This is a genomic window from Cupriavidus basilensis (assembly GCF_029335485.1).
GTDB lineage: Bacteria > Pseudomonadota > Gammaproteobacteria > Burkholderiales > Burkholderiaceae > Cupriavidus > Cupriavidus basilensis_E.
Genome location: NZ_JARJLM010000158.1, coordinates 58340 through 83022 on the forward strand (window position 1 = coordinate 58340; position 24683 = coordinate 83022).

The following is a 24683-nucleotide window of genomic DNA, read 5'->3' on the forward strand; positions in this document are numbered from 1 at the left end:
CATGGGCACGGCCGCCGATCGCAAGGTAGTACTGGTGACACGCAAGACACGGCTGGAGGAACTGCTGGCGCGCTACCACTCGCTGGCGCAGGCACGCTTCTACCTGGAGCACCTCGGCGCGGACATCACCGATTACCAGCGCGAGCACGATGCCTACCTTGCCGCGCGCGAGCAGGTCAGCGCCGTGCTGTCGCGCTACCTGCGCAGGCAGGTGGTGGACCGGCAGTTCCTGCCCAACTTCCTGTTCGGGCCGGACGATATCGTGGTGGCGCTGGGCCAGGACGGCCTCGTCGCCAACACCATGAAATACCTGAACGGCCAGCCGCTGCTCGGCGTGAACCCGGATCCGGGCCGCTACGACGGCGTGCTGCTGCCGTTCCAGGCGGGCGAACTGGCGCGCGTGCTGGCCGAAGCCATGCAGGACCGGCGCCCTGCCCGTCCGGTCACCATGGCGCGCGCCGAACTGTCGGACCAGCAGGTGCTGTACGCGGTCAACGACTTCTTCATCGGGCCGCGCAGCCACACCTCGGCGCGCTACGAAATCCAGCTCGGCGCGCGCAACGAGGTGCAATCGTCGAGCGGCGTCATTGTCTCCACGGGGCTTGGCTCCACGGCCTGGCTCAAGAGCATCGTCACCGGCGCGCGCGCCATCGCGCAGGCGGGCGACGGCGCCGGTACACCCTATCAGCCCTTGCCATGGGACGCGGACCGGCTGGTGTTCGCCGTGCGCGAGCCCTTTCCCAGCCGCGCCAGCAATACCACCCTGGTGTATGGCGACATCCCGCGCGGGCAGCAGATCGTGCTGCGCTCGCTGATGCCCGAGAGCGGCGTGATCTTCAGCGATGGCATCGAAGCGGATTTCCTGCAGTTCAACGCCGGCACCGAAGCCCGCATCGGCGTGGCTGAACGCTGCGGGCAGCTGGTGCAGTAGCGCGCCGCCGCCCGCTAGGCGGCTTCGGGCAGCAGTTCGATGCCGTCCAGTTCGGCGGCGCAGGTATCGCGCACGATGGCAACGAAATCGCGCACGTATGGCCGCACCGCCAGCGCGGCCGGGGTGGTGGCGTAAAGCTCGCTCCACAGGCCCTTGGCGCCAATGCGCTTGGCCAGCACATAGTCGTGGTCGACATAGTTCTTCACGCCCCAGTTCGGCAGCGCGGCCACGCCGCGGCGGCTGGCCACCAGCTGCAGCACCGCCACGGTCAGCTCCGCCGTGCGCCGCTGCAGCTTGATGCCGGCTGGCTCCAGCACCTCGCGGATCAGGTCGATGCGCTGCTCCGGCACCGGGTAGGTGATCAGGGTTTCGCCGGCCAGGTCGGCCGCCTCGATGCGGCGCTTGTTGCGCAGGCGATGCTCGTTGGCGATCACCGCCAGGATCTCGAAACGAAACAGCGGCGCCACCGCCAGGCCGCGCCTGGCCTGCGGCAACGAGCCGATCACCATATCCGTGCGGCCTTCGGCCAGCAACGCCAGCGGATCGGCATGAAAGCCCGCGACCAGATCCACCTCCACCTCCGGCCAGCGCCGGCGGAACTCGTCCATGACCGGCATCAGCCAGTCGAAGCAGGTGTGGCACTCCAGCACGATGCGCAGCTCCCCGCGCGTATCGCCCTTGAGGCGGGTCAGGTCGCGCTCGGCGGTGCTGATCGCCGCGAGCGTCTCGCGCGCCAGCACCAGCAGGCGCTCGCCGGCAGGGGTGAAGCGCAGGCCCTGCCGGGTACGGTCGAACAGCGGCAGGCCGTAATGCGCCTCGATGCCCTTGATCTGGTGCGACAGCGCCGACTGGCTCAGATGCACGCGCTCGGCGGCCATGGCCAGCTTGCCGGACTCGGCGATCGCCACCAGCGAGCGCAGGTGCCTGACTTCGATCACAAGGGACTCCCACATTGAGGTAACTGGCCGGCCCGGCGCGCCGCGCCTCCGGACTCGCGCCGGAACGGCTTCGTATGAAAATGATTCATATAGTGTTTAAATCTTATCGCTTGATTCATTTTACGCCGGATTCCACACTGGGCGCCATCGTCACATCTCAAATTCGGAGCATTGCATGGCACGCACCCATATCGCGGGCTTCCCCCGCATCGGCGCCCGGCGCGAACTGAAGTTCGCCCAGGAAGCGTTCTGGCGCGGCGAAACGGACGAAGCCAACCTGCGCCAGGTTGCCGCCGGCCTGCGCCAGCAGCACTGGCAGTCGCAGGCGCAAGCCGGGCTGGACAGCGTGGCGGCGGGCGACTTCGCCTACTACGATCAGGTGCTGGGCCTGAGCGCGCTGCTTGGCGCCCTGCCCGCGCGCTTCGGCTTCGACCCGAAGCAACTGAGCCTGGCCCAGTACTTCGAGCTGGCGCGCGGCAACAAGGCGCAGCCGGCCATGGAAATGACCAAGTGGTTCGATACCAATTACCACTACCTGGTCCCCGAACTCGGCCCGGATACCCGCTTCGACGGCGGCGTGGACTGGTTCTTCGACGAGCTCGACGAAGCCCTGGCGCTGGGCCTGGCCGCCAAGCCCGTGCTGATCGGGCCGGTCACTTACCTGCTGTTGTCCAAGACCCATGTGGACGGCTTCGACCGCCTGAGCCTGCTGCCCGGCCTCGTGGCTGCCTACCGCCGCATCCTGGCCCGCCTGCGCGAGCGCGGCATCGAATGGGTGCAGATCGACGAGCCCGCGCTGTGCCTGGACCTGGCCCCGGCATGGCTCGACGCCTACCACAGCGCCTTTGCCGGGCTGGCCGGGTCCGGCGTGAAGCTGCTGCTCGCCACTTACTTCGACAGCGCCGCCGACCATGCCGCGCGCGCCGCCGCGCTGCCGGTGCAGGGATTCCACATCGACCTGGTGCGCGCCCCGCAACAACTCGACGCCTGGCTCGCGGTCCTGCCCGCCGGCGCCGTGCTATCCGCAGGCGTGATCGACGGGCGCAATATCTGGCGCGCCGACCTGCGGCGCGCGCTGGCGCTGCTGGCACCGCTGCATGCCCGGCTGGGCGAGCGCCTGTGGGTGGCGCCGTCGTGCTCGCTGCTGCATGTGCCGGTCTCGCTGGAAGCCGAGCACAAGCTCGATGCGGAAATCAAGACCTGGCTGGCCTTCGCCACCGAGAAGCTGGCGGAAGTCAGCGTGCTGGCCCGTGCGTTGAACGAGGGCGAAAGCGCGGTCGCCGCCGAGCTGGCCGCCGCCGATGCCGCGCTGGCTTCACGCCGCGACTCGCGCCGCGTGGTCAACCGGCAGGTGCAGGCACGCGTGGCAGCCGTCACCGCCGCGATGGCCGAGCGCCAGAGCCCCTTCCAGGCCCGCATCGAGCGCCAGCGCGCAGCGCTGCAACTGCCGCCGCTGCCAACCACCACCATCGGCTCCTTCCCGCAGACCGTGGCGATCCGCCAGACGCGCGCCGCCTACCGCCGCGGCGACATCGGCGCGCTGGACTACCTGCAACGCATCCGCGCCGAGATCGAGACTGCCGTGCGCAAGCAGGAGGCCCTCGGCCTGGACGTGCTGGTGCACGGCGAAGCCGAGCGCAACGACATGGTCGAGTACTTCGGCGAGCAACTGTGCGGCTACGCGTTCACCGACAACGGCTGGGTGCAGAGCTACGGTTCGCGCTGCGTCAAGCCGCCCGTGATCTATGGCGATGTGTACCGCCCCGAGCCCATGACCGTGGAAACCACGCGCTATGCGCAGTCGCTGACCGAGCGCCCGATGAAGGGCATGCTGACCGGGCCGGTCACCATGCTGCAATGGTCCTTCGTGCGCGACGACCAGCCGCGTGCCACCACCGCGCTGCAGCTCGCGCTGGCGATCCGCGACGAAGTCTCGGACCTGGAACAGGCCGGCATCCGCATCATCCAGATCGACGAACCCGCCTTGCGCGAAGGACTGCCGCTGCGCAAGGGCGACTGGACCGCGTACCTGGACTGGGCCGTGCATGCGTTCAAGATCTCGGCTGCCTCGGTGGCGGATGAAACGCAGATCCACACCCATATGTGCTACGCCGAGTTCAATGACATCCTGCCCGCCATTGCCGCGCTGGACGCCGACGTGATCACCATTGAAACCTCGCGCTCGGCCATGGAACTGCTCGAAGGCTTCGGTGCGTTCGACTATCCCAACGAGATCGGACCGGGCGTGTACGACATCCATTCGCCGCGCGTACCGGGCGTGGATGCCATCACGCACCTGCTCGAGCGGGCCTGCGAGGTGATTCCGCCGCAGCGGCTGTGGGTCAATCCCGATTGCGGGTTGAAGACGCGCGCCTGGCCGGAGACCGAAGCCGCGCTGGCCAATATGGTGGCCGCCGCGCGCGGCCTGCGCGAGCGCATCGGCAAGGCCGGCGCGACCCGGTGGCAGCGCGCGCCGCGCCGCGCCGGGCTGGGCGGCCACGCCGCGCCGCGGACGACGGGCCACGCGGCAGGCTGCACCGATTGCGCAAGCCAGGCGGTCGCTTGAGCCTGCTGCCGGCCGGCCGGCGCGGTTAGCGCACGAGCCGGCCGGCCATCTCTTTTTTCCCTTGGCGATGGTCTGTACCGGCGGCTCGCTCGCATGAATGCGCCCGGACGCATTTATGCGGCACTGTGTCGCATAGCGCGCGGGCGGTGCTGTTCCGTATCGTAGGCGGCTATCCAAGCACGATGAAAAGGCGCGGCCCAATGCAGGTTCGGCGCCACAAGGGAAAACATGAAACGAGCCAGACACTGGAAGCGGCGTGCCGCCGCCTTCCCCGCCGCTGCATTCACCACCGCTGCCTTCGCGCAGGCCAGCAACCTGGCCACGCCGGATGCGGCCGTCACGCTGCCCGCCACCACGGTCACGGCCAAGGCCCCAGGCTCGCTGACCGCGCCAGCTTTGCAGCAGCAAAAGCAGGCACTGGAACAAACGGCCGGCTCGGTCGGCTTTGTCGACGCGGCTTCGTACAGCGACACCTACGCCAGCAACCTGCGCGACGTACTGAAGGATGCGCCGGGCGTTTACGTGCAGGAGCGCTACGGCCAGGAACTGCGCCTTTCCATCCGCGGGTCGGGCATCGCCCGCGGCTATCACACGCGCGGACTGGAGATCCTGCAGGACGGCATCCCCACCAACTTCGCCGACGGTAGCGGCGACTTCTACCAGATCGACCCGCTGGGCCTTGGCGCAGCCGAAGTCTACAAGGGCGGCAATGGGCTGGCATACGGCGGCACCACGCTGGGCGGCGCGATCAATTTCACCACGCCCACCGCGCTCACCGCCGATGCGCCCAACCAGGTGCGCGTGGATGGCGGCAGCTTTGGCACCGCGCGCGCCAGCGGCCAGGTCTCGCGCCAGATCGGCGCCTTCGATTTCCTGGCCAACCTGAGCGTCAACCACGCGGACGGCTTCCGCGCCCACGAGCGGGGCCAGTACGAGCAGTTCAATGCCAATTTCGGCTATCGGTTCAGCCCGCGGGTGGAGACCCGCTTCTACCTCGGCGCCTATATCGTCGACCAGCAACTGCCCGGCGCGCTGTCGCTGAACGATGCGCTGAACAACCCCAGGAAAGCCTCGCCGGCGGCGCTGGCCGGCGACCAGGCGCGCAATACGCGCACCGAGCGCGTGGCCAATGTGACCAGCGTCAAGCTGGACGGCGGGCAGCTGGATTTCACCACCTGGGTCATCCACAAGAGCCTGTACCACCCGATCTTCCAGGTCATCGACCAGGACTACTGGACCTATGGCTTCGCCCCGCGCTACACCGGCACGCAGACCATCGGCGGCTTGCGCAACCAGCTCATCGCCGGTGCGCGCGTGTTCGGCGGCAACAACGACGCGCGCCAGTACCTCAACAACGCCGGCAACCGCGGCGCCCAGACCCTGAACGCAGCGCAGGACGCCTATAACTACGAGGCCTACCTGGAAAACCGCCTTTACGTAACGTCCACGGTCGCGCTGATGGCCGGCGCCAAGGCCTACCGCAACGTGCGTAGATACCAGGACTACGGCGGCCTGCCGGCCAACCCCGTGGCCAAGTCGGACAGCGTGACCTACAGCGGCATCAATCCGAAATTCGGCGTGCTGTGGGAGCCGGCGCGGGATGTGCAGGCCTTTGCCGACATCACGCGCAGCGCGGACGTGCCGGACTTCACCGACCTGAGCCAGACCTTCGCCACCACCACCCGCTTCGTGCCGCTCTCCGCGCAGCGCGGCTGGACCCTGGAACTCGGCACGCGCGGCAAGCGCGAGCGCTTCTCCTGGGACGCAACGGCATACCGCTCGCTGCTACGCGACCAGTTGCTGCAATACACCACCAACCCGAATATCCCGGCTTCGACCTTCAATGCCAACCGCACCACGCTGCAAGGCATCGAACTGGGCGTGTCGGGGGACGTGCTGCAGAACCTGTCCGGCCCGGGCGACAAGCTCACGCTGTCGGCGCTCTGGAACTACAGCGATTTCCGCTTCGACAATGATCCCCAGTATGGCAACAACCGTATCGCCGGCGTGCCGGAGCATGTGCTGCGCACCACCATCGCCTACAGCCGCGCTGCCGGCCTGCGCGTGGCGGGCACGATCGACTGGGTGCCCGGCGGCGCCTATGTCGACTATGCGAACACGCTGCGCACGCCAGGCTATGCATTGTTCGGCCTGCAGGCCAGCTACGCGTTCGAGCATGGCGTCACCCTCTTTCTCGACGCACGCAATCTTGGCAACAAACGCTATGTGACCGACTTCAGCACCGTGACGGATGCCCGCACCGCCAACACCGCGGTGTTCTACCCGGGCGCGGGGCGCTCGCTGTACGCCGGCGTCAAATACAAGTTCTGACCGGGCCGCGGCAAGCTTGCCTGCTGGCCCGGCAGCTTGAAAAAACCCGCCATGGCGGGTTTTTTCCGTTCCGGGCATGACTGCGCGCGGCGCTCAATCCAGCCGCTCCACCAAGGGCGTCATCCACGTCCCGTCCAGCATGGCTTTGCGCGGCCAGTACACGCGCAGCATCAGGTTGAAGGCATCCGGCGGCGCGGGCAGCCAGTTGGCCGCCTGCTTTGCCGGCGGCCGCGAATTCTGGATATGGATATCCAGCGAGCCGTCCCGGTTGTACTTGAGCCGGTCGCGATCGCCAATGGCGTAGCGGCCGAGCGGGTTGGCGACAAATGCCTGCTTGTCGTTATAAAGCGTCAGGGACCAGAAGGCATCGGTGGGCGGCAACTGGCCTTTGGCGAAATGGACCACGTAGCGATGCGCGCCACTCAGCGGCTGGCCCGCGGCATCGACCCGCGTGCCGGGATAGAGCGCGTCCGCCGGCAGGTTGGCGCCAAGCCCCACCCAGGCGACCACGGCACGCTTGCCATAGGCCGTGCCGTAATTGCCGAGATCGCGGTGCATCGTCCATTCGGCGCCCTGCCCGCCGTGCCGGGCCGCGGCCACGATGCCCGCCAGCGCGGCTGTTGCGCCTTCCTGCACCGCGCGCGCGGTCGATGGCTCCAGCGCCGTCACGGAAAACGGCGCGCCCGGGACGATGCCTAGCCTGCGGATCGACGCCACCATCCCGGCGTCGTCCGCCGCGGGCGGGTTCGCCGGCAGCAGTGCGGCAAACCGCGTGAAGAAGGCCTGGGCATCCATCGCCGCTACCTGCTCGACAGGCGGTGTCTCGACATCCACCACGGCCGCTGCGGGCAGGCTGGCCGGCGCTGCTGCGGCACGCGCCGCGCCATCCCGCAGCCATGCGGAAAGCGGCAACAGCCGGTATTGGTCCTGCAGGCGGCGCACCGCGGCGTAGTCCTGCTTGCCATTGGTCTGGGTGCGGCCAAGCAGCCAGACCATATCGGTGGGCGCGCGGATTTCCCTGACGCCCGGCGGCAGCGTTCCCGTCCACTTCGGACCTGTCACGGCGAACACGGCTTTTCTCGTGCCGGTCGTGCGCTTGCCCGGAGAGGCGAAGACATTGGTCCACGCGTCCATCATCGGCATCAGGTAATAGCGCCCGTGCGTGTCGGGCAGCGACAGTATCACCGGTTCGGCGGACAGATCCAGCCATGCCGTCGAGTAAAGCGTATCGGCATTCGGGCTGACCACCGCGCTGAAGCCGGCATCTGGAAAGCTGCGCTTGTGCCCAAACGTGTTGGGCGGAACGCGCGCGGTCATGACCTCGCGCGTGACATCCATCAGCACCAGTGGATAAGCGTAGGCGAACACCTGGGCCGACAAGCCCTTGATGGCCGCATCGGATGGTGCCGCGGCTGACTGCGGCGCAGCGGGTGCTTGCGGGCCCGTGGCACAGGCGGACAACAGCAAACCGAGCGCAAGCGCGCTCGCAATCTGGCGTAGCGAAATACTCATGACCCCCGTTTCCTCTCGGACTGGCGACCTTCCGCGCGTTATCGCCGGCAAACAGGCGACCCGACCGCACAGAGGCGCGTTTATTTTCCCCAGCGATGATGTTCCCGCGAACCGGGCTTGTCAATTGACGAACTGAAAACAATGCGCGCGAACGAACCAAGCCGCAGTCGTGACGGCAAGGCAGCGAACGGCTTTGATATGAGGCCCCCGGCGACAGCGGCAGCATCGGCCCTTCAGGCCAGGCGATTAACCCTGATAATGAATATCAACTCTCAAAAAACCAATAATCCATAAAAACAGGAATCGAATTATATTAATCACCGAACAAAAAACGATATAATGCCAACCAGCCAGGTTCGCCGCCCAGAATCCGAGCCGGACTTTACCCGGGCAATGCCGCGAACGACCACTTTGCCCTCATTAAGAAGGATTGAGGCAGCCTGCGCCCCAACTCCGTTTCGGCAGCACGGAGTGCATCCATGGAGGTGCCGATTACTCGCGTTTTTTTCATCGTCTTTCCATTTTGGGAGGGCTCCAGGTTTCGGCAGGCCTGGTTTTCCGGTACCGGGAAGACCGGAACCCGGCATCTAACAGGGGGCGGGCGGAGTGCGCCCCTGGCCCCGGGGTTCACGGGCCTGCCAGGCATCGCCGCCTTTGGCCTGGCCCCGCTTTCCAGCGAATTTTTACACCATTTTTACGCGGCAGCCGTCACCATCCAGTCCTTGAATGCAGCCCTTCTGCATTTCCCGCTAGATACCTCGCCACGCCGCCTCGACCATGGGGCGGCGTCTTTTTTTGGGCGGGCGGCCACGTTGAGGTACCGCCCCCGATCGTCCGCTGCCATGACGGCCTGACCATCGGCCGCAATCGCCAGCCCTTGGCGATCTCCACCGGGGCCGCGGCCCGTTTTCCCGTTTTTTGCTTGGGCACCCTTGTCGTTTATACGATACTGGGGAAGGCATCCAGGCGCCTCATCAAACCGCCATACACAACGCACCGGGACGCCGCCGAGGAAGCCGGGAAGCGCTTCGCCCGGTTGCGGGAGCGGAAGCCGGCCGGACTGCAACGCTGATATGCGACGGATGGAACCGCCATGGCAACTGGCAGCGCAATGCTGGGTAAACACCCCGACCTGTCGGCGGCGCAGGTTTATCTGTTCGCGTTCACGCTGGGCTGCACCACCGGCGTGGATTTCGTCGCCTCATCCATGATGGGCGTGGCGGGCACGCACATCCGGGGCGGCATCCACGCTTCGCCGGAGGATTTTCTCTGGAGCCTCACGTCCTATGCGGCCGCGGCCACGGTCGCCAACCTGATACTGGGGCGCCTCGCCAAGGATATCAGCTATCGCGGCTATAGCCTGCTCGGCCTGGGCATCGCCACTGTGGGGGCAACGCTGTGCGCTGTCTGCAATACCCCGCTCGAACTGAGCCTGGCGCGCGCCGTGCAGGGATTGGGCGCGGGCGGCTTGTTCACCGCGTCCCGCATCATCATCCAGCTGGCCGCCGCCCGCGAAGAGCGGCGGCCGCTCTTCATGGGCTTCAATATCGGCGGCATGGGCCTGGCGGCGCTGGCGCCGTGGATCACGGCAGTGCTGGTGGAGGATGCGAGCTGGCGCATGATCTTTGTAGTGCAGGCCATCATGTCGGCCGCGGCAATGCTGCTGGTGCTGGGCTCCTATCCGCGCCGGCTGGCGGCCTCGCTCGCACCGTGGGAGGTGGATGTCGGCGGCATGGACTGGGTAACCGTGGTCCTGCTTGGCATGGGCGCGCTGGTCCTGCTGCATGGGCTCGGCGACCTGCGCTTCTATGAACTGGCGAGTTCGCCCTCGGTGTCGGTCACACCCCTTGTCGGACTGGCGCTGCTTGCGGCCGTATTCGTGCACCAGCATCGCCACCCCGACCCCTGGCTCAATCCCCGCCTGCTGTTCGGCCGCCGCTACCTGGCCGGGCTGGGCTTCTATACGCTGTATTACTTCCTCAATGGATTGTGGGCCTATGTGGTGCCCACCATGTTGCAGTCCGGGCTCGGCTTCACCTTCCAGACCGCCGGCAAGGTGCTCACCGTCACGGGGCTGATCGGCTGTGCCGGCCTGTGCGCCTTCACCTATGCTGGGACCCGCCTGAAGGGACAGCGACGCTACATCGCCCTGGGCTACCTCATGTTTGGCGCCGCCGCCTGGCTGCTCAGCCAGCGGATGATGCCGGGCGCCTCCATCGCCGTCCTGCTGCCGGCCCTGACGCTGCAGAGCCTGACCACGCCCTTTATCCTGGCGTTGGTGGCGGGCCTGACCTATGCGGAATTCAGCGTCGAGGATTTTGCGCATGCCTACCAGTTCAAGAACATCGTGCGCCAGATTGCGACCGCTGGCGGCACCGGCGTGGCCAGCCTGTGGCTCCAGTACGGCGAGGCGCTGGCACGCACGCAACTGGTGGCCAGGATCACGCCCTTCGACCTGCCCGCCGGCTTCGATGCCGCCACGCTGGCAAGCTGGTCGATGCTGATCGACCAGCAGGCGCAGCTGATAGCGGTGAGCAATCTGTTTGCGCTGCTGGCCTTCGCCTGCGTCGCGGTGGCCCTGGTCGCCGTGGCACAGCGCGCACTGCGGTAAGCGACGCGCCGCCCCGGCGAGGCGAAATTCCCGCGCATTGCTACGCCGGTATGGCTGCAGCTCCTGCAGAAATCCCCCTATGCGGTGGGATTGTCCGTGTTTGAATGGGTTCTACAATGCCGCAAAGCAAGGCATGTGCCTAGCCGGGAAGCCGCACAGGAAGCACGATCATGACGCTCTACCTTCTGGGATTTCTAGTCTTCGAAGCCATCTGGTTCTTTCCCTTCCGGAAGGTATTCAAGTCAGCGCACTTCGAAGGCTTCTATGCCTACCTGGCATTGATCCCGCTCCTTGGTCCCCTGCTCTGCATCTGGATCCTTGCCTCGAAGCCCTGGCCACTCAAGACCAAGCTCGTGCGCACCTACTCGCAGGTGTGAGGCCTGCGTTCGCCGCCAGGCGAGCGCAGGAGGCGGCAGATGGCCATTCAGAAGTCGTTGACGCCCAGCAGCACCGGGTCGAGCGATGGATTCGCCGACCATTTCATCAAGACCGCCTCCTGGATGCGGGCGAGATTCCTCCCGAAAATATCCAGGTGACTGCCGATCTGCCCCTGGGCCAGCTCGTCGAGCGCCGAGCGAGACACGGCGCCTCTACCCTCAACGCCGTTGGCCACAATGGAAAAGCCGATTCGCTCGCCGTCTTCGGAGGGAACCGGATCAAGTATCAGGAAGGTGTTGGACATCGGTGGGCTCGATTTTGGTGCAGAGGGCGGATCCTAGCATGATCCACCGCTTCACCCCGCTCCGTCCGGCTGCGTTTGCGCCTTCCCGGTCATGCCCCTTTGTCGTGCAGATGCAAGCCACCCGTTGCTTGTTCCCGTCGGCCACGCCGCTATCGGCCGCCGCTATAGCCGCCCTGCAACCGCCGTCAGCCACGCCGCGGTACGGTCGGGAATGGTGATCGGCAGCATGTGCCCGCCGGGGACGAGTTCGAGATCCAGCGCCGGCAGCTTGTCCTTCATCGCCTTGCCCTGCGCCTGCCAGTCGAGGATGCCGTCCTCGGTGCCGAACAGGATGCTGACCGGCAGCGCCAGCGTCGCATAGCGCCGGGCCATGCCGGGCAGGTCGTCCGCGATGGAAACCATGTCGGACGATGCCGCATAGAAGCTGCCCGGCCGTAGCCCCAGCAATCCGCCGCCGGCGGTCCCGAAATCCTGGGGCGGCCGGTCGGGACTGAACACCAGTTCCATCATGGCGCGCCCGCGCAGGATCGACCTGGGTATGGCCCACGTCCACGCCACCACGCGGCGCACCGCGGCGGACGAGATCGCCAATGCGCGGAACGAGGCCGGCGTGCCCTCCACGGGATGCGTCAACGGCGCGATCAGGGCCAGCCCGCTGATCGCGTCGGCATGATCGAGCGCAACGCCAAGCGCAACGGCACCGCCAAGGGAATGCCCGACCAGCAAAGGACGTTGCAGGCCAATCGCCCGGATGAATTTGGCGACCACCGCGCTTTGCACCGGCAGGCGTGCGGACATCGCGGCCGGCCTGGTCGAATAGCCCGAGCCGGGCCTGTCGACCAGGATCACCCGGAAACGGCTGGCCAGCCGCTCAAGCAGGGCATAGGAGAAGTTGCCGCTCTGGCCGCCCAGTCCGTGGACCATCACGATGGCCGGGCCGTTGCCTTTGTCGATGTAATGGATCCGGGCCCCGTCGATCTCGATGAACTTCCCCTTCGGCGGCAGCGCCTTTTCCACCTTGCGCGCCATCAGCCAGGTAAATGCCACCAGCCCGAGCACGACGACGACGACGACGGCAACCGCAATATACGCAATCAGTAAGGTCATGTAACAGGGATCCTTTCAACCGTTCACGGAATCCGCGGTCATGGCGGAAGGCATGGTGCTCTCCGGCCGCGCCGCAGCCTGGCCGGCCCGGCCGAACGCCATCGCGCCATCTTCGATCCTGCCGAATTTCAGCGCCATCAGGTCGAACAGGTAGTTCTGATGCACCCGCCATGGCCGCTTCGAGCCCTGCTTGGGCAGGATGCCGCTGGCGCGTTGCACATAGCCTGAGCTCAGCGACAGCGACGGCTCCTGGTCCGCGGACGAATCCGCACGCCGCGGCGCGCACCAGGCATAGCCGTGCGCGTCCATGTAATTGATCAACCGGCACACATAGGTCGACGACAGTTCCGCCTTCAGGGTCCAGGAGGCATTGACATAGCCCATGGCAACCGCAAGGTTGGGCATGCCGCTATACATCATGCCTTTGTACATAAAGGCCTGCGCCGGGCTCCGTGGTACGCCATCCACCTCGATCTGCAGTCCGCCCGCTACTTTGAGCTGCAGTCCCGTGGCCGTCACGATGACGTCCGCGTCGAGTTGCGCGCCAGAGCGCAGCGCCAGCCCTGTCTCGGTGAACGACGCGATCTGGTCGGTCGCCACGGAGGCCTTGCCGGAGCGGATGGATTCGAACAGGTCGGAGTCCGGCACCAGGCAAAGCCGCTGGTCCCACGGCTTGTAGGATGGCGTGAAGTGCTTGTCAATGTCGTAGTCGGGCCCGAGCTGGGCACGCACGCCCTTGAGTATCTTCTGTTTGACCAGCTCCGGCTTCTTGCGCGACAGATTGTAGAAGTACATGCCGAGCAAGACGTTCTTCCAGCGTGTGGCCCGGTGCGCCATGCCCGCCGGCAGGCGCCGCTGCAACCATGCGGAAATGGCATCGCTGGATGGGCGGGCCACGATATAGGTCGGCGAGCGCTGCAGCATGGTCACATGGGCAGCCCGCTTGGCCATTTCAGGCAGCAGCGTGACCGCAGTCGCGCCGCTGCCGATCACGACCACGCGCTTGTCGTCATACACCAGGTCCGACGGCCAGTGCTGCGGATGCACGATGCGCCCGCCAAACCGCTCCATGCCCGGCCAGCCCGGCATATAGCCATCCGCGTAGTCATAGTAGCCGCTGCAGAGATAGAGAAAACCACAAGTGAAGCGCGCGGGCGTGCCCTGCGGGCCAACCGTCGCCTCCACCGTCCACCGGGCGGTGTCGGACGACCACGAAGCACGGGTGGCGCGGTGGCCGAAGCGGATGCGCTGCTCGATACCGAATTCCCGTGCCGTACCCCGGATGTACTGCAGGATGGCATCGCCGTCGGCGATCGACTTCTCGCTCCGCCAGGGGCGGAAACTGAAGCCCAGCGTGTACATGTCCGAGTCCGACCTCACGCCGGGATAACGGAAGAGATCCCACGTGCCGCCGATCGCATCCCGCCCTTCCAGTATCGCGAACGTCTTGCCCGGGCAGCTGGTTTGCAGGTGGTAGGCCGCGCAGATGCCGGACAGCCCGGCCCCTACGATCAGCACATCGACATGCTGTGCCTTGCCCTGTCCAGCGGCATGCGCCGTCTGCTGTCCCGCGCCCCGCGCTTCGGCCGGCGTGCCGGACTGGGCCTGGGAAGAAAGATGATCCGCGTTGCCTGATAGCATCGATTGTCTCCTGTTGGCAAAACCGGGCTGGCGCTGGCCGCGCCGAATTCTCGCGGTGCATTCGTGCTGTCTTCGGACTAGACTAGGGTGTTCACCCTAATTTATCAACCGGGATTGCCTGAAATCAGGGCTTACCCCTAAATTCCCCCATGCAAGACATGCAGATAACGCAACACCACAGGAGTCTCCGGCCATGACTGTGAAAGGCGCGCCGGTCCTGCGCCCCAAGACGCGCGAACGCATCCTGGATGCCTGCCTGAGCCTGTTCAACGAACGCGGCCCGGTCGTTGTGACGACGGCGGAGATCGCGTCGGCGGTCGGCATCCAGGAAGGCAATCTCTACTATCACTTCAACCGCAAGGAACAGATCCTGGAGGCGCTGTTCGACAAGTTCGAGCGGGCGCTGCGCGACACCTCGGTTGCCGATCTGGCGCATGGGGAAGAACCTGGCCGTTTTGCAGGCTATCTGAGCGGCTGGTTCAACCTGATGTGGGAGTGGCGCTTCTTCTATCGCGACTCGGCCGCCATTCGCAACCTTGCGCCGGCTTTGCGCTCGCGCACCGAAGCGCTGGCCAATGACGGCCAGCGAGATGTCCGGCGGGTATTCGGGGACATGGAATCCGCGGGATTGCTGCGCGCCACGCCCGCGCAACTCGATCATCTGGTCGTGAATACCTGGATCGTATCCACTTACTGGATCGACTATCTGCGCTCCCGCCATGGTATCGACGCCATCAAGCGCCAACATATCCGATGGGGCGCGTCTCAGGTGATGAGCCTTTTCTCGCCCTATCTGACCGAGACCGGCAATGACTTGCTGAACATCAAGGTAGACCAGGGCTGAGGCAAGGCAAGAAAGCAAAAAGCCCGTGCGGTGTGATCCGCACGGGCTTTTTGCCTTATATCTGGTTGCGGGGGCAGGACTTGAACCTGCGACCTTCGGGTTATGAGCCCGACGAGCTGCCAACTGCTCCACCCCGCGGGCCGAAATATACGCGGGTTGGCGGCATCTGGATACCCTTTATGGAAAAAAAGCCGGAAAGTGCCGGTATGGATCCCTTCCCCGAGGCGATGCGAACGGAAATGCACCGCCCGAGGCCCTGCGGCAATACGAACTTCCAACCTTCCGGCGCAGGCGCCGCCGGCACCGGCACCGGAACCAGGGCCTGGACTCCTGCCCCCGGTTTCAGCTATTGGCGTCTATCCACTGCCTGGCCCATTCGTAGGCAGCCGCCTTCGCATCGTCAGGCGTGGCATGGTTGCGGCCGATCGACCTGGCATCCTGCACCACGGCGCCATCCTCCCAGATCGCGCAGGATGCGATATGCAAGCCGTCCTTGATCGTCTTGCAGAAGACATGGACAACATAGCCCCTGTATTCCTTGATGCCTTCCGTGACGCCGCTTTCCATCTCCGTGTCTCTCCTTTGCACTTGCCTGGATTCGCAGGATCATTGCTGCGTTCTGTTGGAATCCTAGCATTTCCACCCGCATCCGATGCCGCTCTTGCCGTCTGGCCAGCCCGGATGCACGCGGGCTCAGGGAGTTGCCCGCGTCACCTGCCCTCCTCCGGCCTGCCGCCCTCGCCCACATAGGGAATGGCATGCTCGACGGTGTCCCAGATAAAGCGCCCGGAGGGGCTTTGCTGCTCTTCGACGATATGCGCCACCAGGCCTGCCGCACGCGAAATGACGGCAAAGCCGCGCATCACGCCCGTGGCCACGCCCAGCTCGCCCAGCAAGGCGGCGACGGCGCCCGTGGCGTTGATGGTGATGGCCCGGCCGCTCACGGCATCCACGGCCCTGGACAGGCACTCGAGTGCGCGGATCTTGTCTCCGGCCAGGTCGGGCTCGGCACGCCCCATCTCGAGCAGCTTGTAGGCGCGCGGATCCACCGGCTTGTGCAAGTGGTGGCCGAAGCCCGGGACGGGGCTCTTGACGGCTTTATAGTGGCGCGCGATCTCCATCGCCTCGGCATCGGGGTCGGCGGCCGCACCGATGCGGTCGAGCAACTGCGCGCAGTTCTCCATGGTGCCCACGAATGAACTCCCGACCGCCAGCAGGCCTGCCGACACGGCACCCTGCAGGTTCTCGGGCGCGCTCATGTAGATCAGGCGCGTGGCGATGGCGCTCGGCGTGAGGCCGTGCTCCATCAGGACGATCAGCACCACGTCGGTGATGCGCAGGTCGACCGGGCGCGGCTCGCGGCCGAGAATCTGCATCACCATCACTTCCGTAAAGGTCTTCTTGCCCATCAGGTCCTCGACCAGGTTCGCATCGCGGTAATGCAGGCTGGTGAGCGTATGGGTGCACAGGCGGGTAACGGGCTTGGCGGTTGTGGTCATGGCTTGGTCCTTGATGCTGCGCGGGCGGTGTTGTCTGCGCTAGCTGGGTTGTCGGTGCCAGGCGCCCCGGGGGCCATGGCGCGTTCCCGCACCGTGGTCTTGAGCACCTTCCCTACGGGCGAGCGCGGCAGGCTGGCATGGAAATGAATGCGCTTGGGCGTCTGCACGGGTCCGAGCCGCTCTCGCACGAAGGCGATCAATCCGGCTTCGGTAGCGTGTTGGCCGGGGCGCAACTCCACGGCGGCCTGCACCGCCTCGCCCCATTTCTCATCGGGCACGCCGAACACCGTGCATTCATGCACGGCGGGATGCTGGCCTAGCGCGTTCTCGACATCCACCGGATACACGTTGAATCCACCGGTGATGACCATGTCTTTCAGCCGGTCCTTCAGGTAGAGGTAGCCACGCTCGTCGATCATGCCGCGGTCGCCGGTATGCAGCCAGCCGTCCACCAGGGTCTCCCCGGTTTTCTCCGGCAGGCGCCAGTAGCCGGTCATGACGAGGTCACCGCGCGCCACCACCTCGCCGACCTCGCATGGGGGCAGCAAGCGGCCGTCCGGCGACATGACCGCCACGTCGCTGAACCAGCCGGCAAGGCCCACCGCAGCCCAGTTCCGTTCATCATCGAAGTCCCGGGGACGCATCACGGTAAGAATCTGCGGCGCCTCGGTCTGGCCGTAGGTGGTGCCCAGCACCGGGCCGAAGAAGTCGCGCACCTCGCGGATCTTCTCCGGCGGCATCGGGGCGCCCCCATAGATCAGCCGGCGCAGGCGCGGAAAGTCCGCGCGCGAGGCGCCCGGCAACGCCATCAGCATGTAGACCAGCGTAGGCGGCATGAAGCACGCGGTACCGCCACGTTCGCGGAACGCGGTACGCACGGCCTCGGCGCCCGCCTCGGCCAGCACCACGTGGCAACCGCCCTGTGCCAGGATGGGCAGCAGATAGGTTGAGGTGCCATGCGTGATCGGCGCCGCCACGATATAGCGCTCGTGCTCGTCGAAGCCCCACGCGTGGATCTGGTTGACGATGTTGGCCATCCAGGCGCGGTAAGGCTGCATCACGCCCTTCGGCGCACCGGTGGTGCCGCCGGTGAACTTGATCGCCTGGATGGCATCCGGCAGCAGCGTGAAGACCGGGCGCGGCGCTCCCGCATGCGCCGCCGCCAGCGCCGCGACGGTTGACTCGCCTGCCGGCGGCAAGCCGCTGTAGATGCGCACGCCGGGCGCGCCCTCCAGCAGGCCGGCACAGGCCGCATCGACCACCAGGATGGACGGCTCGGTCGCGTCGACGATGCGGCGGATCTCAGGCCGGGTGCTCTTCGGGTTGAGCGGCACCCAGACCTTGCCGCAGGCCAGCACCGCCAGCAGCGCGGCAATATGCTCGGCGCTGTTGCCCGCGCAAATGCCGACCCGGCTTTGCGGTGCGGGGTCCAGCGCGACGAGCGCGGCGGCGAGCGCGGCCACCCGGTCGGCCAGCGCATCGTAGCGGATGGCGCCTTCGGGCGCATCGATGGCGACATTGCCAGGCCAGCGCGCGGCGGCGCGCCAGAAGAAATCGATCGGATACATGAAGGGTGGGACTCCTTATTCGGCCTTGGCGCCGGACTGTTTCACCACGTCGTGCCAGCGCTTGATCTCCGCCTTGATGAAGCTACGCAACTGCCCCGGCGTACCGGGTTCGGGCGTGGCCGCCAGGTCGTGCAGGCGCTGGCGCACGTCGGGCGCCGCAAGCGCCTTGTTGAGGGCGGCGTTCACGCGCTCGATCACCGGCCTCGGCGTGCCGGCAGGCGCGGCGAGGCTGAACCACGATTGCACGTCGAAGCCGGGAAAACCCGACTCGGCAACCGTCGGCACGTCCGGCAACAGCGGCGAACGCTGCGCGCTGGTGATGGCGATGGCGCGCAAGCGGCCCGCCTGCACGTGCGGCAGCGCCGACGGCGTGTTGTCGAACATCGACTGCACCTGGCCGCCCAGCAGATCGGTGATCGCCGGCGCGCTGCCGCGGTAGGGCACGTGCAGCATGTTCAGCCCGGCCTGCATCTTGAACATCTCGCCCGACAGGTGGATGGACGAGCCGCTGCCCGATGATGCGAACGTGACGCCGTTCGGCGATGCCTTCGCGAAGCGCACATAGTCCGCCACGCTCTTGACCGGCAGCTTGGGATTCACCACCAGCAGGTTGGGAATCTTGGCGATCAGCCCGATCGGCTCGAAGTCGTTCTGCGGGTCATAGCCCAGCTTGTTGTACAGGGTGCCGTTGATGGTGTTGGCGATAGTGTAGACATAGAGCGTGTAGCCGTCGGGCACCGCCTTGGCGACCACCTCCGCGCCCACATTGCTGTTGGCGCCCGCGCGGTTGTCCACGATCACGGATTGGCCAAGCTGCTCGCCGAGCTTGTTGGCGACAATGCGCGCGATCACGTCGGTGGCGCCGCCGGGGGCGTAGCCAACCACGAGTCTGACCGGCTTGGCCGGCCAGGCGGCGGGCTGCGCCTGCAACGGCAGCACAGCGCTGCACGCAAGTGCGGCGGCGAACGCGAGCCAGCGCCGGCGCGGTGCGCGATGGAATGTCATGCTTTGTCTCCTGTTGGATGTCATGCTTGTCGCGGACCCGTTCTTGTCACGCTGCGGCATACTGCGGGGTACCCCACCGACGGAGAAATTCTTCCCGATGCCCGCCCGCACCGCCACTCGAAACGTCCGCCTGCCGGACATTCAAGCCATGGACACGGCGACGCCCACCCCCGCCGCCGAACGCGACGACGATCCCGGCAGCCGCACGCTTCGGCGTGGGCTGCAACTGCTGGACACGGTGCGCGAAAGCGGCCGCGACGGTCTTCGCGTAGTGGATCTGTGCCGTGCCGCGGGGCTGGAGCGGGCCACGGTCTACCGGCTGCTGGCGACCCTGATCGAGAGCGGCTACGTCGCACAACGCGGCCGCTTTCGCTATACGGCAGGCCCGCGTCTGGCAAGCCTGGCGCCGCCCAAGGCCACGCCTGGCTTTGCGCAGCGCTTGCAGCCCGTCCTGGCGCGGGTAAGCGCGGCCTGCGGCGACGCTGCCTTCGCCATCGTGCGCGAAGGGCCGATCTCGCACTGCATTGCACGCCACGTGGGCACCCACCCGGTGCAGATCCTCGTCATCCAGGTCGGCACGCGCCAGCCGCTAGGCGTCGGCGCCGCAGGGCTGGCCTTGCTGGCGGCACTGCCGGACAACGACGTGGCGGGCTGCATCGCAGCCAACGCGCCGGCGCTGGGGCAGTACGGCGGCATGACGCCGGATCGCATGCGGATCCTGGTGCGCGCCACCCGCGAGCGCGGCTGGTCGGTGATCGGCAACCACGCCACCCGCGGCGTCCTGGCGGTCGGCATGGCGGTCCACGCCGGCGACGGCGAGCCCCTGGCGGCCATCAGCGTGGCATCCACCCTGGCGCGCATGCCGCGCGAGCGCCAGCAACTGATTGCGCGCGCCATGCGCGAGGCACTGGGGGCCCTGCTGCCAAACGGCCTGTAGATGCCACGGCAAGCGCTACTGTCCGGTTTTCGGCTCGCAAATGGAGATTCCATCTCTTTTTAATCTCAATATATGAGAGTTACTTTCATATGTTGACAACTAATTGGGAGAGCCCATAACATCTGCTCCGAATAGATGAGCTTCGCCACGTCACGGCCATCTCCGGTCGGGGACATCGCAACGCGCGGCTCAAGTCAATCGGAGGAGATCCAATGAGCAAAAGCGACACGATCAAAGCCGCCATCATCGGTTCCGGCAATATCGGTACCGACCTGATGATCAAGATCCTGCGGCACGGCAAGCATCTGGAGATGGGAGCGATGGTCGGCATCGACCCCGCATCGGACGGCCTGGCGCGCGCGGCGCGCCTCAACGTCCCCACCACGGCGGGCGGCATCGACGGCCTGCTGGCCATGCCCGAGTTCAAGGACATCCGCGTGGTCTTCGACGCCACCTCGGCAGGCGCGCACGAGCACCACAACGCGAAGCTGCAGGAAAAAGGCATCCGCGTGATCGACCTGACGCCGGCGGCCATCGGCCCGTACGTGATTCCCGCCATCAACATCGACCAGCAGCTTGAAGCCACCAACATCAATATGGTGACCTGCGGCGGCCAGGCAACCATCCCCATGGTCGCGGCGGTGTCCCAGGTGGCCAAGGTGCACTACGCCGAGATCGTGGCTTCGATCTCGAGCAAGTCGGCCGGCCCCGGCACCCGCGCCAATATCGACGAGTTCACCGAAACCACCTCACGCGCCATCGAAGTGCTGGGCGGCGCCACGCGCGGCAAGGCGATCATCATCCTGAACCCGGCCGAGCCGCCGCTGATCATGCGCGACACGGTGTTCGTCCTGTCCGACCTGGCCGATCAGGACCGCATCGAAGCCAGCATCCACGAGATGGTGAAGAAGGTGCAGTCCTATGTGCCGGGCTACCGGCTCAAGCAGTCGGTGCAATTCGACCGCTTCGAGGGAGAGAACGCGCTGAACGTGCCGGGTATCGGCAGGACCGCTGGCCTGAAGACCTCGGTCTATCTCGAGGTGGAGGGCGCCGCGCACTACCTGCCGGCCTACGCGGGCAATCTCGACATCATGACCTCCGCGGCACTGGCCTGCGCGGAACGCATGGCGCAGACGCAACTCTGCGCAGCCTGAAAGACAAGGGGGAAACCGAGATGAGCACCAAGAAAATCTATATTTCCGATGTCACGCTGCGCGACGGCATGCATGCCATCCGCCATCAGTACAGCATCGAGAACGTCAGGACGATCGCAGCCGCGCTGGACGCGGCGCACGTCGATTCGATCGAAGTCGCGCACGGCGACGGCCTGAGCGGCTCGAGCTTCAACTACGGCTTCGGCGCCAACACGGACCTGGAGTGGATTGCGGCCGCGGCCGAGAGCGTGAAGCACGCCAGGATCGCCACCCTGCTGCTGCCGGGCATCGGCACCGTGCACGACCTGCACGCCGCCTACGATGCCGGTGCGCGCGTGGTGCGCGTGGCCACGCATTGCACCGAGGCCGACACCTCGCGCCAGCATATCGAATGCGCGCGCAAGCTGGGCATGGATACCGTCGGCTTCCTGATGATGAGCCACATGACGGAGCCGGAGAAACTGGCCGGGCAGGCCAAGCTGATGGAGAGCTATGGCGCCACCTGCATCTACGTGGTGGACTCCGGCGGCGCGCTGACCATGAACGGCGTCCGCGACCGTGTGCGAGCGCTGCGCGGCACGCTGCAGGCCGGCACGGAAATCGGCATCCATGCCCACCACAACCTCAGCCTCGGCGTGGCCAATTCGGTGGTAGCGGTGGAGGAAGGCTGCGATCGCGTCGATGCCAGCCTGGCCGGCATGGGCGCGGGCGCGGGCAATGCGCCGCTCGAAGTCTTCGTGGCGGTGGCCGAGCGCATGGGCTGGAACCATGGCTGCGATGTGCGCGCGCTGATGGATGCCGCCGATGACCTGGTGCGCCCGCTGCAGGACCGGCCGGTGCGGGTCGATCGCGAAACGCTCGCGCTAGGCTACGCCGGCGTGTACTCGAGCTTCCTGCGCCACGCGGAAACCGCCTCGCAAAAATACGGCGTGCCGGCAGTGGAAATCCTGGTGGAACTGGGACGGCGCCGCATGGTGGGCGGGCAGGAAGACATGATCGTGGACGTCGCGCTCGATCTCAAACGCTAGCAAAGCCGGGCCTCGGGCCCGGCCGCCAGCCGCAGGCACGATTCCTGACCGCGGTGGCGACGAGCTGGCGCACGCTGCTGCGGCGCCTCTCCGAGGGCAGCAAGACGGCGGTGAGCGGGTCGCTGCTGGCTGCGATGAACAGCGCCCCGGCATTCGGCTTCAGTGCCATTGTCGCGACGCTGCCGGGCTTCATCATCGCCGCCAGGACGCTGCAGATGATCCCCACTCCGCTCTTCAACGAAGCCATCTCGATCACCGTGCTGGCCGGCCTGATGGGATCAGCTATCGCGGGCCTGACCCACCGCCAGTCGTACCGCGGCATGTTTTCCATCACGCTGATCAAGACCGCCATGGCGGGACCAGCGGCATCGCCTGACGGCGGCCAGCCGCATGCACAACGGAAGCCGCCGGCGCCGGCTCAGGGCCGCGCCGGCTTTCCGCCAAGCTGCTGGCTGATATCCGCCGCCGCGCGCCGGATCACCGGTATCAGCGCCTGTACCCGCTCGCTGTCCATATACTGCACGGCGCTCGATACGCTCACCGCCGCCACGATGCGGTTGGTGGCGTCCCGGATCGGCGCCGCCACGCAGCGGATCGACGGCTCGTCCTCGCCCAGGTCGAAGGCGTAGTCGGCTTGCGCATAGCCGCGCATGGCGTCGATCCACACTGCCTCCGGCGGCATCTGGGGCGCCTTTGCCGCTTCCCGCGTATACAGCCGCCGCCACTCCGGCTCGCCGCTGTCGATCAGCAGCGCCTTGCCCACGCCCGTGGTGCAGACCGGCTTGCGGCCGCCGATGTGAGAGCTGATCTCCACCGCGCGCTGCCCCGCCAGCTTGTCGAGATACACCACCTCGTCCCCGATCAGCGTGGCCAGATGCACGGTATCGCGCGTCTGCGCCGCAAGGCGTTCGAGATACGGCCGCGCGCAGCCGAGAATGTCCGACTGCCGGTGCGCCTGGAAGCCCAGTTCGATCAGCCGGCTGCCGAGGCTGTACCCCTTGCGCGGCTCATGCTGCAGATAGCGGATCTCAGTCAGCGCCGAGGCCAGCCGGTGCGCGGTGCTGTAGGAGATGCCGGTCTGCTTGCTGATTTCCGGCAAGGTGGTGAAGCCCTGCGACACGGCATCGACGATTTCCAGCCCGCGGAACAAGGTCTGGCTGGCGAGGCTGCGTTTCGGTACGGGCTCTGCAGCGGTGCTGGATGCGGGATCGGTCTTTGGCATGGGAGTGGATACGGGAGCCGCGCATCCGCAGGCGTGCCGATCGATGCGCCGGAATGACAAAATGACAAAAGGGTCAGCACGCAGAACGTGCTAACCCTTGTCTTATCGGTGGTGCGGCTGGCAGGATTCGAACCCACGACCCCTTGGTTCGTAGCCAAGTACTCTATCCAACTGAGCTACAGCCGCACGCGAGAACGACATTCTAGCGGAGCCTCCGAAAAAAGCAAGACCCCTCGCCGTATTTATTGATTCCAGCCTGCCGCCGGTGCCAGCCTTGTCCGCGAGCTACCAGCGATAGCGCGCGCCCACGGTCCCGCCGGGATTGCGGCCGGCCTTCAGCTTGAGCCAGATCTTGACGCCTGAATTGGTGCTGCCATGCGCACCCAGGTTGAACGCGAGCAGGCCGCGCAGCATCTCGGGATCGATGCGGGTACCGTTGATGTTGATGACCTGCTTGTGATCCTGCCAGAGGTCCGCTTCGACGAAGGGATAGACCCCGTTGACGCCATTGAGCCGGGTCGGCTGCGTCTGATAGACCCGCACGACCATCGCCGCCACGCTGCCGTCTTCCGGCTGGCCGGCCAGGAAACCGTTGGCGTTCTTGTCGAGGCCGGACTGGTAGGCAAGCTGCAGGCGCGACTGTATCGTCAGGCCGCCACTGCGCGGCAGCACGGTGTCCAGCGCAAGCGCCATGCTTTGCACACGGCTGCCGACATGGCCGGTTGCCGAAGTGGCATCGTCCATATGGAGCGAAAAAACGGCGCGCGGCGGCTTGCCGGCTGAATCGGCATAAGCGGGATCGCTGGCGACGGCGATGGGACCGGGCGCATCGTTGTCCGCGCCGTGGCCAGCGGAACGCGGCTCCCCAGACTGATGCCAGCGGCCGATCGATGCCATCACGGGCATCTGCACATAGTCCACGTGGCCGGGTGGCGCCGGCGGCGATGCTATCGGCCTTGCTGGTGCTGCTGATTCTGCTGATGCTGCCGGTTGCGTGGCTGCCGCCGGCATCGCCATTGACGTCGTGGCGACTGGCGATGAAGTCGCCACGTTGCCGGCCACCTGCGCCATGGCTTCGGCTTCGGCCTGGTCCCGGGCAAAGCCCGG

Annotated in this window: 21 protein-coding genes and 2 tRNA genes; 9 read left to right on the top strand and 14 right to left on the bottom strand. The window is 66.3% G+C overall.

All coding sequences use genetic code 11. The annotated features are described in order from the left end of the window. Nucleotide 1: 1 nt before the first annotated feature. Nucleotides 2-931, top strand: a complete 930-nt coding sequence (locus P3W85_RS09180) for a sugar kinase (RefSeq protein ID WP_017227993.1) — start codon at nt 2-4, stop codon at nt 929-931. A gap of 14 nt (nt 932-945) precedes the next feature. Here the strand turns inward: P3W85_RS09180 and P3W85_RS09185 are convergent, their stop codons facing one another. Further along, nucleotides 946-1869 (bottom strand): LysR family transcriptional regulator, encoded by a 924-nt coding sequence (locus P3W85_RS09185; protein ID WP_035813152.1) that lies wholly within the window; start codon nt 1867-1869, stop codon nt 946-948. A gap of 175 nt (nt 1870-2044) precedes the next feature. Between P3W85_RS09185 and metE the strand changes: the two genes are divergently transcribed. Further along, a complete protein-coding gene (gene metE, locus P3W85_RS09190) occupies nt 2045-4435 on the top strand; it encodes a 5-methyltetrahydropteroyltriglutamate--homocysteine S-methyltransferase (protein ID WP_276264549.1) in 2391 nt (796 codons plus the stop codon). A gap of 228 nt (nt 4436-4663) precedes the next feature. Continuing rightward, nucleotides 4664-6766 carry a TonB-dependent receptor family protein gene (locus P3W85_RS09195; RefSeq protein ID WP_276264550.1) on the top strand — a complete coding sequence of 701 codons (2103 nt, stop codon included), beginning with the start codon at nt 4664-4666 and terminating at the stop codon, nt 6764-6766. A 93-nt stretch (nt 6767-6859) separates the two neighbouring features. Here P3W85_RS09195 and P3W85_RS09200 read toward each other — a convergent pair whose 3' ends face one another. Further along, nucleotides 6860-8278, bottom strand: a complete 1419-nt coding sequence (locus P3W85_RS09200) for a DUF1254 domain-containing protein (protein ID WP_276264551.1) — start codon at nt 8276-8278, stop codon at nt 6860-6862. 1093 nt (nt 8279-9371) lie between these two features. On the opposite strand from P3W85_RS09200, the gene P3W85_RS09205 reads away from it, so the two are divergent. After that, nucleotides 9372-10889, top strand: coding sequence for an MFS transporter (locus tag P3W85_RS09205; RefSeq protein ID WP_276264552.1), 1518 nt, complete (start codon nt 9372-9374; stop codon nt 10887-10889). 170 nt (nt 10890-11059) lie between these two features. Then, nucleotides 11060-11266 carry a hypothetical protein gene (locus tag P3W85_RS09210; protein WP_276264553.1) on the top strand — a complete coding sequence of 69 codons (207 nt, stop codon included), beginning with the start codon at nt 11060-11062 and terminating at the stop codon, nt 11264-11266. A gap of 47 nt (nt 11267-11313) precedes the next feature. Here P3W85_RS09210 and P3W85_RS09215 read toward each other — a convergent pair whose 3' ends face one another. The 3 genes from P3W85_RS09215 to P3W85_RS09225 all read right to left on the bottom strand — a co-directional run bounded on the left by P3W85_RS09215 (nt 11314) and on the right by P3W85_RS09225 (nt 14319). Then, a complete protein-coding gene (locus P3W85_RS09215; protein ID WP_017231291.1) occupies nt 11314-11571 on the bottom strand; it encodes a hypothetical protein in 258 nt (85 codons plus the stop codon). Between the two features lie 162 nt (nt 11572-11733). Next, a complete protein-coding gene (locus P3W85_RS09220) occupies nt 11734-12678 on the bottom strand; it encodes an alpha/beta fold hydrolase (RefSeq protein WP_276264554.1) in 945 nt (314 codons plus the stop codon). A 15-nt stretch (nt 12679-12693) separates the two neighbouring features. Continuing rightward, on the bottom strand, nt 12694-14319 hold the full coding sequence (locus P3W85_RS09225; RefSeq protein ID WP_276264555.1) for a flavin-containing monooxygenase: 1626 nt from the start codon (nt 14317-14319) through the stop codon (nt 12694-12696). A 193-nt stretch (nt 14320-14512) separates the two neighbouring features. Between P3W85_RS09225 and P3W85_RS09230 the strand changes: the two genes are divergently transcribed. Then, nucleotides 14513-15163: a TetR/AcrR family transcriptional regulator gene (locus tag P3W85_RS09230; protein ID WP_276264556.1), complete on the top strand. Its 651-nt coding sequence runs from the start codon at nt 14513-14515 to the stop codon at nt 15161-15163. Nucleotides 15164-15225: 62 nt separating this feature from the next. Here the strand turns inward: P3W85_RS09230 and P3W85_RS09235 are convergent. From P3W85_RS09235 to P3W85_RS09255, 5 genes are all read right to left on the bottom strand, one after another. Then, a tRNA-Met gene (locus tag P3W85_RS09235) sits at nt 15226-15301 on the bottom strand. A gap of 204 nt (nt 15302-15505) precedes the next feature. After that, nucleotides 15506-15730, bottom strand: coding sequence for a hypothetical protein (locus P3W85_RS09240; RefSeq protein ID WP_017231295.1), 225 nt, complete (start codon nt 15728-15730; stop codon nt 15506-15508). Nucleotides 15731-15873: 143 nt separating this feature from the next. Beyond that, nucleotides 15874-16662 carry a citryl-CoA lyase gene (locus P3W85_RS09245; protein WP_276264557.1) on the bottom strand — a complete coding sequence of 263 codons (789 nt, stop codon included), beginning with the start codon at nt 16660-16662 and terminating at the stop codon, nt 15874-15876. Next, nucleotides 16659-18230, bottom strand: coding sequence for a class I adenylate-forming enzyme family protein (locus P3W85_RS09250; RefSeq protein ID WP_276264558.1), 1572 nt, complete (start codon nt 18228-18230; stop codon nt 16659-16661). The genes P3W85_RS09245 and P3W85_RS09250 overlap by 4 nt, the downstream gene beginning before the upstream one ends. A gap of 15 nt (nt 18231-18245) precedes the next feature. Continuing rightward, nucleotides 18246-19235: a tripartite tricarboxylate transporter substrate binding protein gene (locus P3W85_RS09255; RefSeq protein WP_276264559.1), complete on the bottom strand. Its 990-nt coding sequence runs from the start codon at nt 19233-19235 to the stop codon at nt 18246-18248. Between the two features lie 97 nt (nt 19236-19332). Between P3W85_RS09255 and P3W85_RS09260 the strand changes: the two genes are divergently transcribed. From P3W85_RS09260 to dmpG, 3 genes are all read left to right on the top strand, one after another. Beyond that, on the top strand, nt 19333-20172 hold the full coding sequence (locus P3W85_RS09260; protein ID WP_276264560.1) for an IclR family transcriptional regulator: 840 nt from the start codon (nt 19333-19335) through the stop codon (nt 20170-20172). 212 nt (nt 20173-20384) lie between these two features. After that, on the top strand, nt 20385-21326 hold the full coding sequence (locus P3W85_RS09265; RefSeq protein ID WP_017230444.1) for an acetaldehyde dehydrogenase (acetylating): 942 nt from the start codon (nt 20385-20387) through the stop codon (nt 21324-21326). Between the two features lie 20 nt (nt 21327-21346). Beyond that, on the top strand, nt 21347-22354 hold the full coding sequence (dmpG, locus tag P3W85_RS09270; RefSeq protein WP_017230443.1) for a 4-hydroxy-2-oxovalerate aldolase: 1008 nt from the start codon (nt 21347-21349) through the stop codon (nt 22352-22354). Here dmpG and P3W85_RS09275 read toward each other — a convergent pair. From P3W85_RS09275 to P3W85_RS09290, 4 genes are all read right to left on the bottom strand, one after another. Continuing rightward, nucleotides 22344-22706: a hypothetical protein gene (locus P3W85_RS09275; protein WP_276264561.1), complete on the bottom strand. Its 363-nt coding sequence runs from the start codon at nt 22704-22706 to the stop codon at nt 22344-22346. The genes dmpG and P3W85_RS09275 overlap by 11 nt on opposite strands. Nucleotides 22707-22772: 66 nt before the next feature. Next, the gene (locus P3W85_RS09280) at nt 22773-23576 is read right to left on the bottom strand and encodes an IclR family transcriptional regulator (protein WP_017230441.1); all 804 of its coding nucleotides are present in this window, start codon (nt 23574-23576) and stop codon (nt 22773-22775) included. Between the two features lie 109 nt (nt 23577-23685). After that, nucleotides 23686-23762: transfer RNA gene (locus tag P3W85_RS09285), tRNA-Arg, on the bottom strand. 99 nt (nt 23763-23861) lie between these two features. Then, the coding region (locus tag P3W85_RS09290) for a hydrolase (protein ID WP_346430252.1) at nt 23862-24683 on the bottom strand (822 nt) is incomplete at its 5' end.

Excerpts from the sequence above, each read along its gene's own strand:
- P3W85_RS09230 (WP_276264556.1), top strand. The coding sequence starts at position 14,513 with ATGACTGTGAAAGGCGCGCCGGTCCTGCGCCCCAAGACGCGCGAACGC.
- P3W85_RS09260 (WP_276264560.1), top strand. The coding sequence starts at position 19,333 with ATGCCCGCCCGCACCGCCACTCGAAACGTCCGCCTGCCGGACATTCAA.
- P3W85_RS09250 (WP_276264558.1), bottom strand. The coding sequence starts at position 18,230 with ATGTATCCGATCGATTTCTTCTGGCGCGCCGCCGCGCGCTGGCCTGGC.
- P3W85_RS09245 (WP_276264557.1), bottom strand. The coding sequence starts at position 16,662 with ATGACCACAACCGCCAAGCCCGTTACCCGCCTGTGCACCCATACGCTC.
- P3W85_RS09220 (WP_276264554.1), bottom strand. The coding sequence starts at position 12,678 with ATGACCTTACTGATTGCGTATATTGCGGTTGCCGTCGTCGTCGTCGTC.
- metE (WP_276264549.1), top strand. The coding sequence starts at position 2,045 with ATGGCACGCACCCATATCGCGGGCTTCCCCCGCATCGGCGCCCGGCGC.
- P3W85_RS09240 (WP_017231295.1), bottom strand. The coding sequence starts at position 15,730 with ATGGAAAGCGGCGTCACGGAAGGCATCAAGGAATACAGGGGCTATGTT.
- P3W85_RS09210 (WP_276264553.1), top strand. The coding sequence starts at position 11,060 with ATGACGCTCTACCTTCTGGGATTTCTAGTCTTCGAAGCCATCTGGTTC.
- P3W85_RS09215 (WP_017231291.1), bottom strand. The coding sequence starts at position 11,571 with ATGTCCAACACCTTCCTGATACTTGATCCGGTTCCCTCCGAAGACGGC.
- P3W85_RS09195 (WP_276264550.1), top strand. The coding sequence starts at position 4,664 with ATGAAACGAGCCAGACACTGGAAGCGGCGTGCCGCCGCCTTCCCCGCC.
- P3W85_RS09180 (WP_017227993.1), top strand. The coding sequence starts at position 2 with ATGGGCACGGCCGCCGATCGCAAGGTAGTACTGGTGACACGCAAGACA.
- dmpG (WP_017230443.1), top strand. The coding sequence starts at position 21,347 with ATGAGCACCAAGAAAATCTATATTTCCGATGTCACGCTGCGCGACGGC.
- P3W85_RS09225 (WP_276264555.1), bottom strand. The coding sequence starts at position 14,319 with ATGCTATCAGGCAACGCGGATCATCTTTCTTCCCAGGCCCAGTCCGGC.
- P3W85_RS09205 (WP_276264552.1), top strand. The coding sequence starts at position 9,372 with ATGGCAACTGGCAGCGCAATGCTGGGTAAACACCCCGACCTGTCGGCG.
- P3W85_RS09280 (WP_017230441.1), bottom strand. The coding sequence starts at position 23,576 with ATGCCAAAGACCGATCCCGCATCCAGCACCGCTGCAGAGCCCGTACCG.
- P3W85_RS09265 (WP_017230444.1), top strand. The coding sequence starts at position 20,385 with ATGAGCAAAAGCGACACGATCAAAGCCGCCATCATCGGTTCCGGCAAT.
- P3W85_RS09255 (WP_276264559.1), bottom strand. The coding sequence starts at position 19,235 with ATGACATTCCATCGCGCACCGCGCCGGCGCTGGCTCGCGTTCGCCGCC.
- P3W85_RS09200 (WP_276264551.1), bottom strand. The coding sequence starts at position 8,278 with ATGAGTATTTCGCTACGCCAGATTGCGAGCGCGCTTGCGCTCGGTTTG.
- P3W85_RS09275 (WP_276264561.1), bottom strand. The coding sequence starts at position 22,706 with ATGGCGGTCTTGATCAGCGTGATGGAAAACATGCCGCGGTACGACTGG.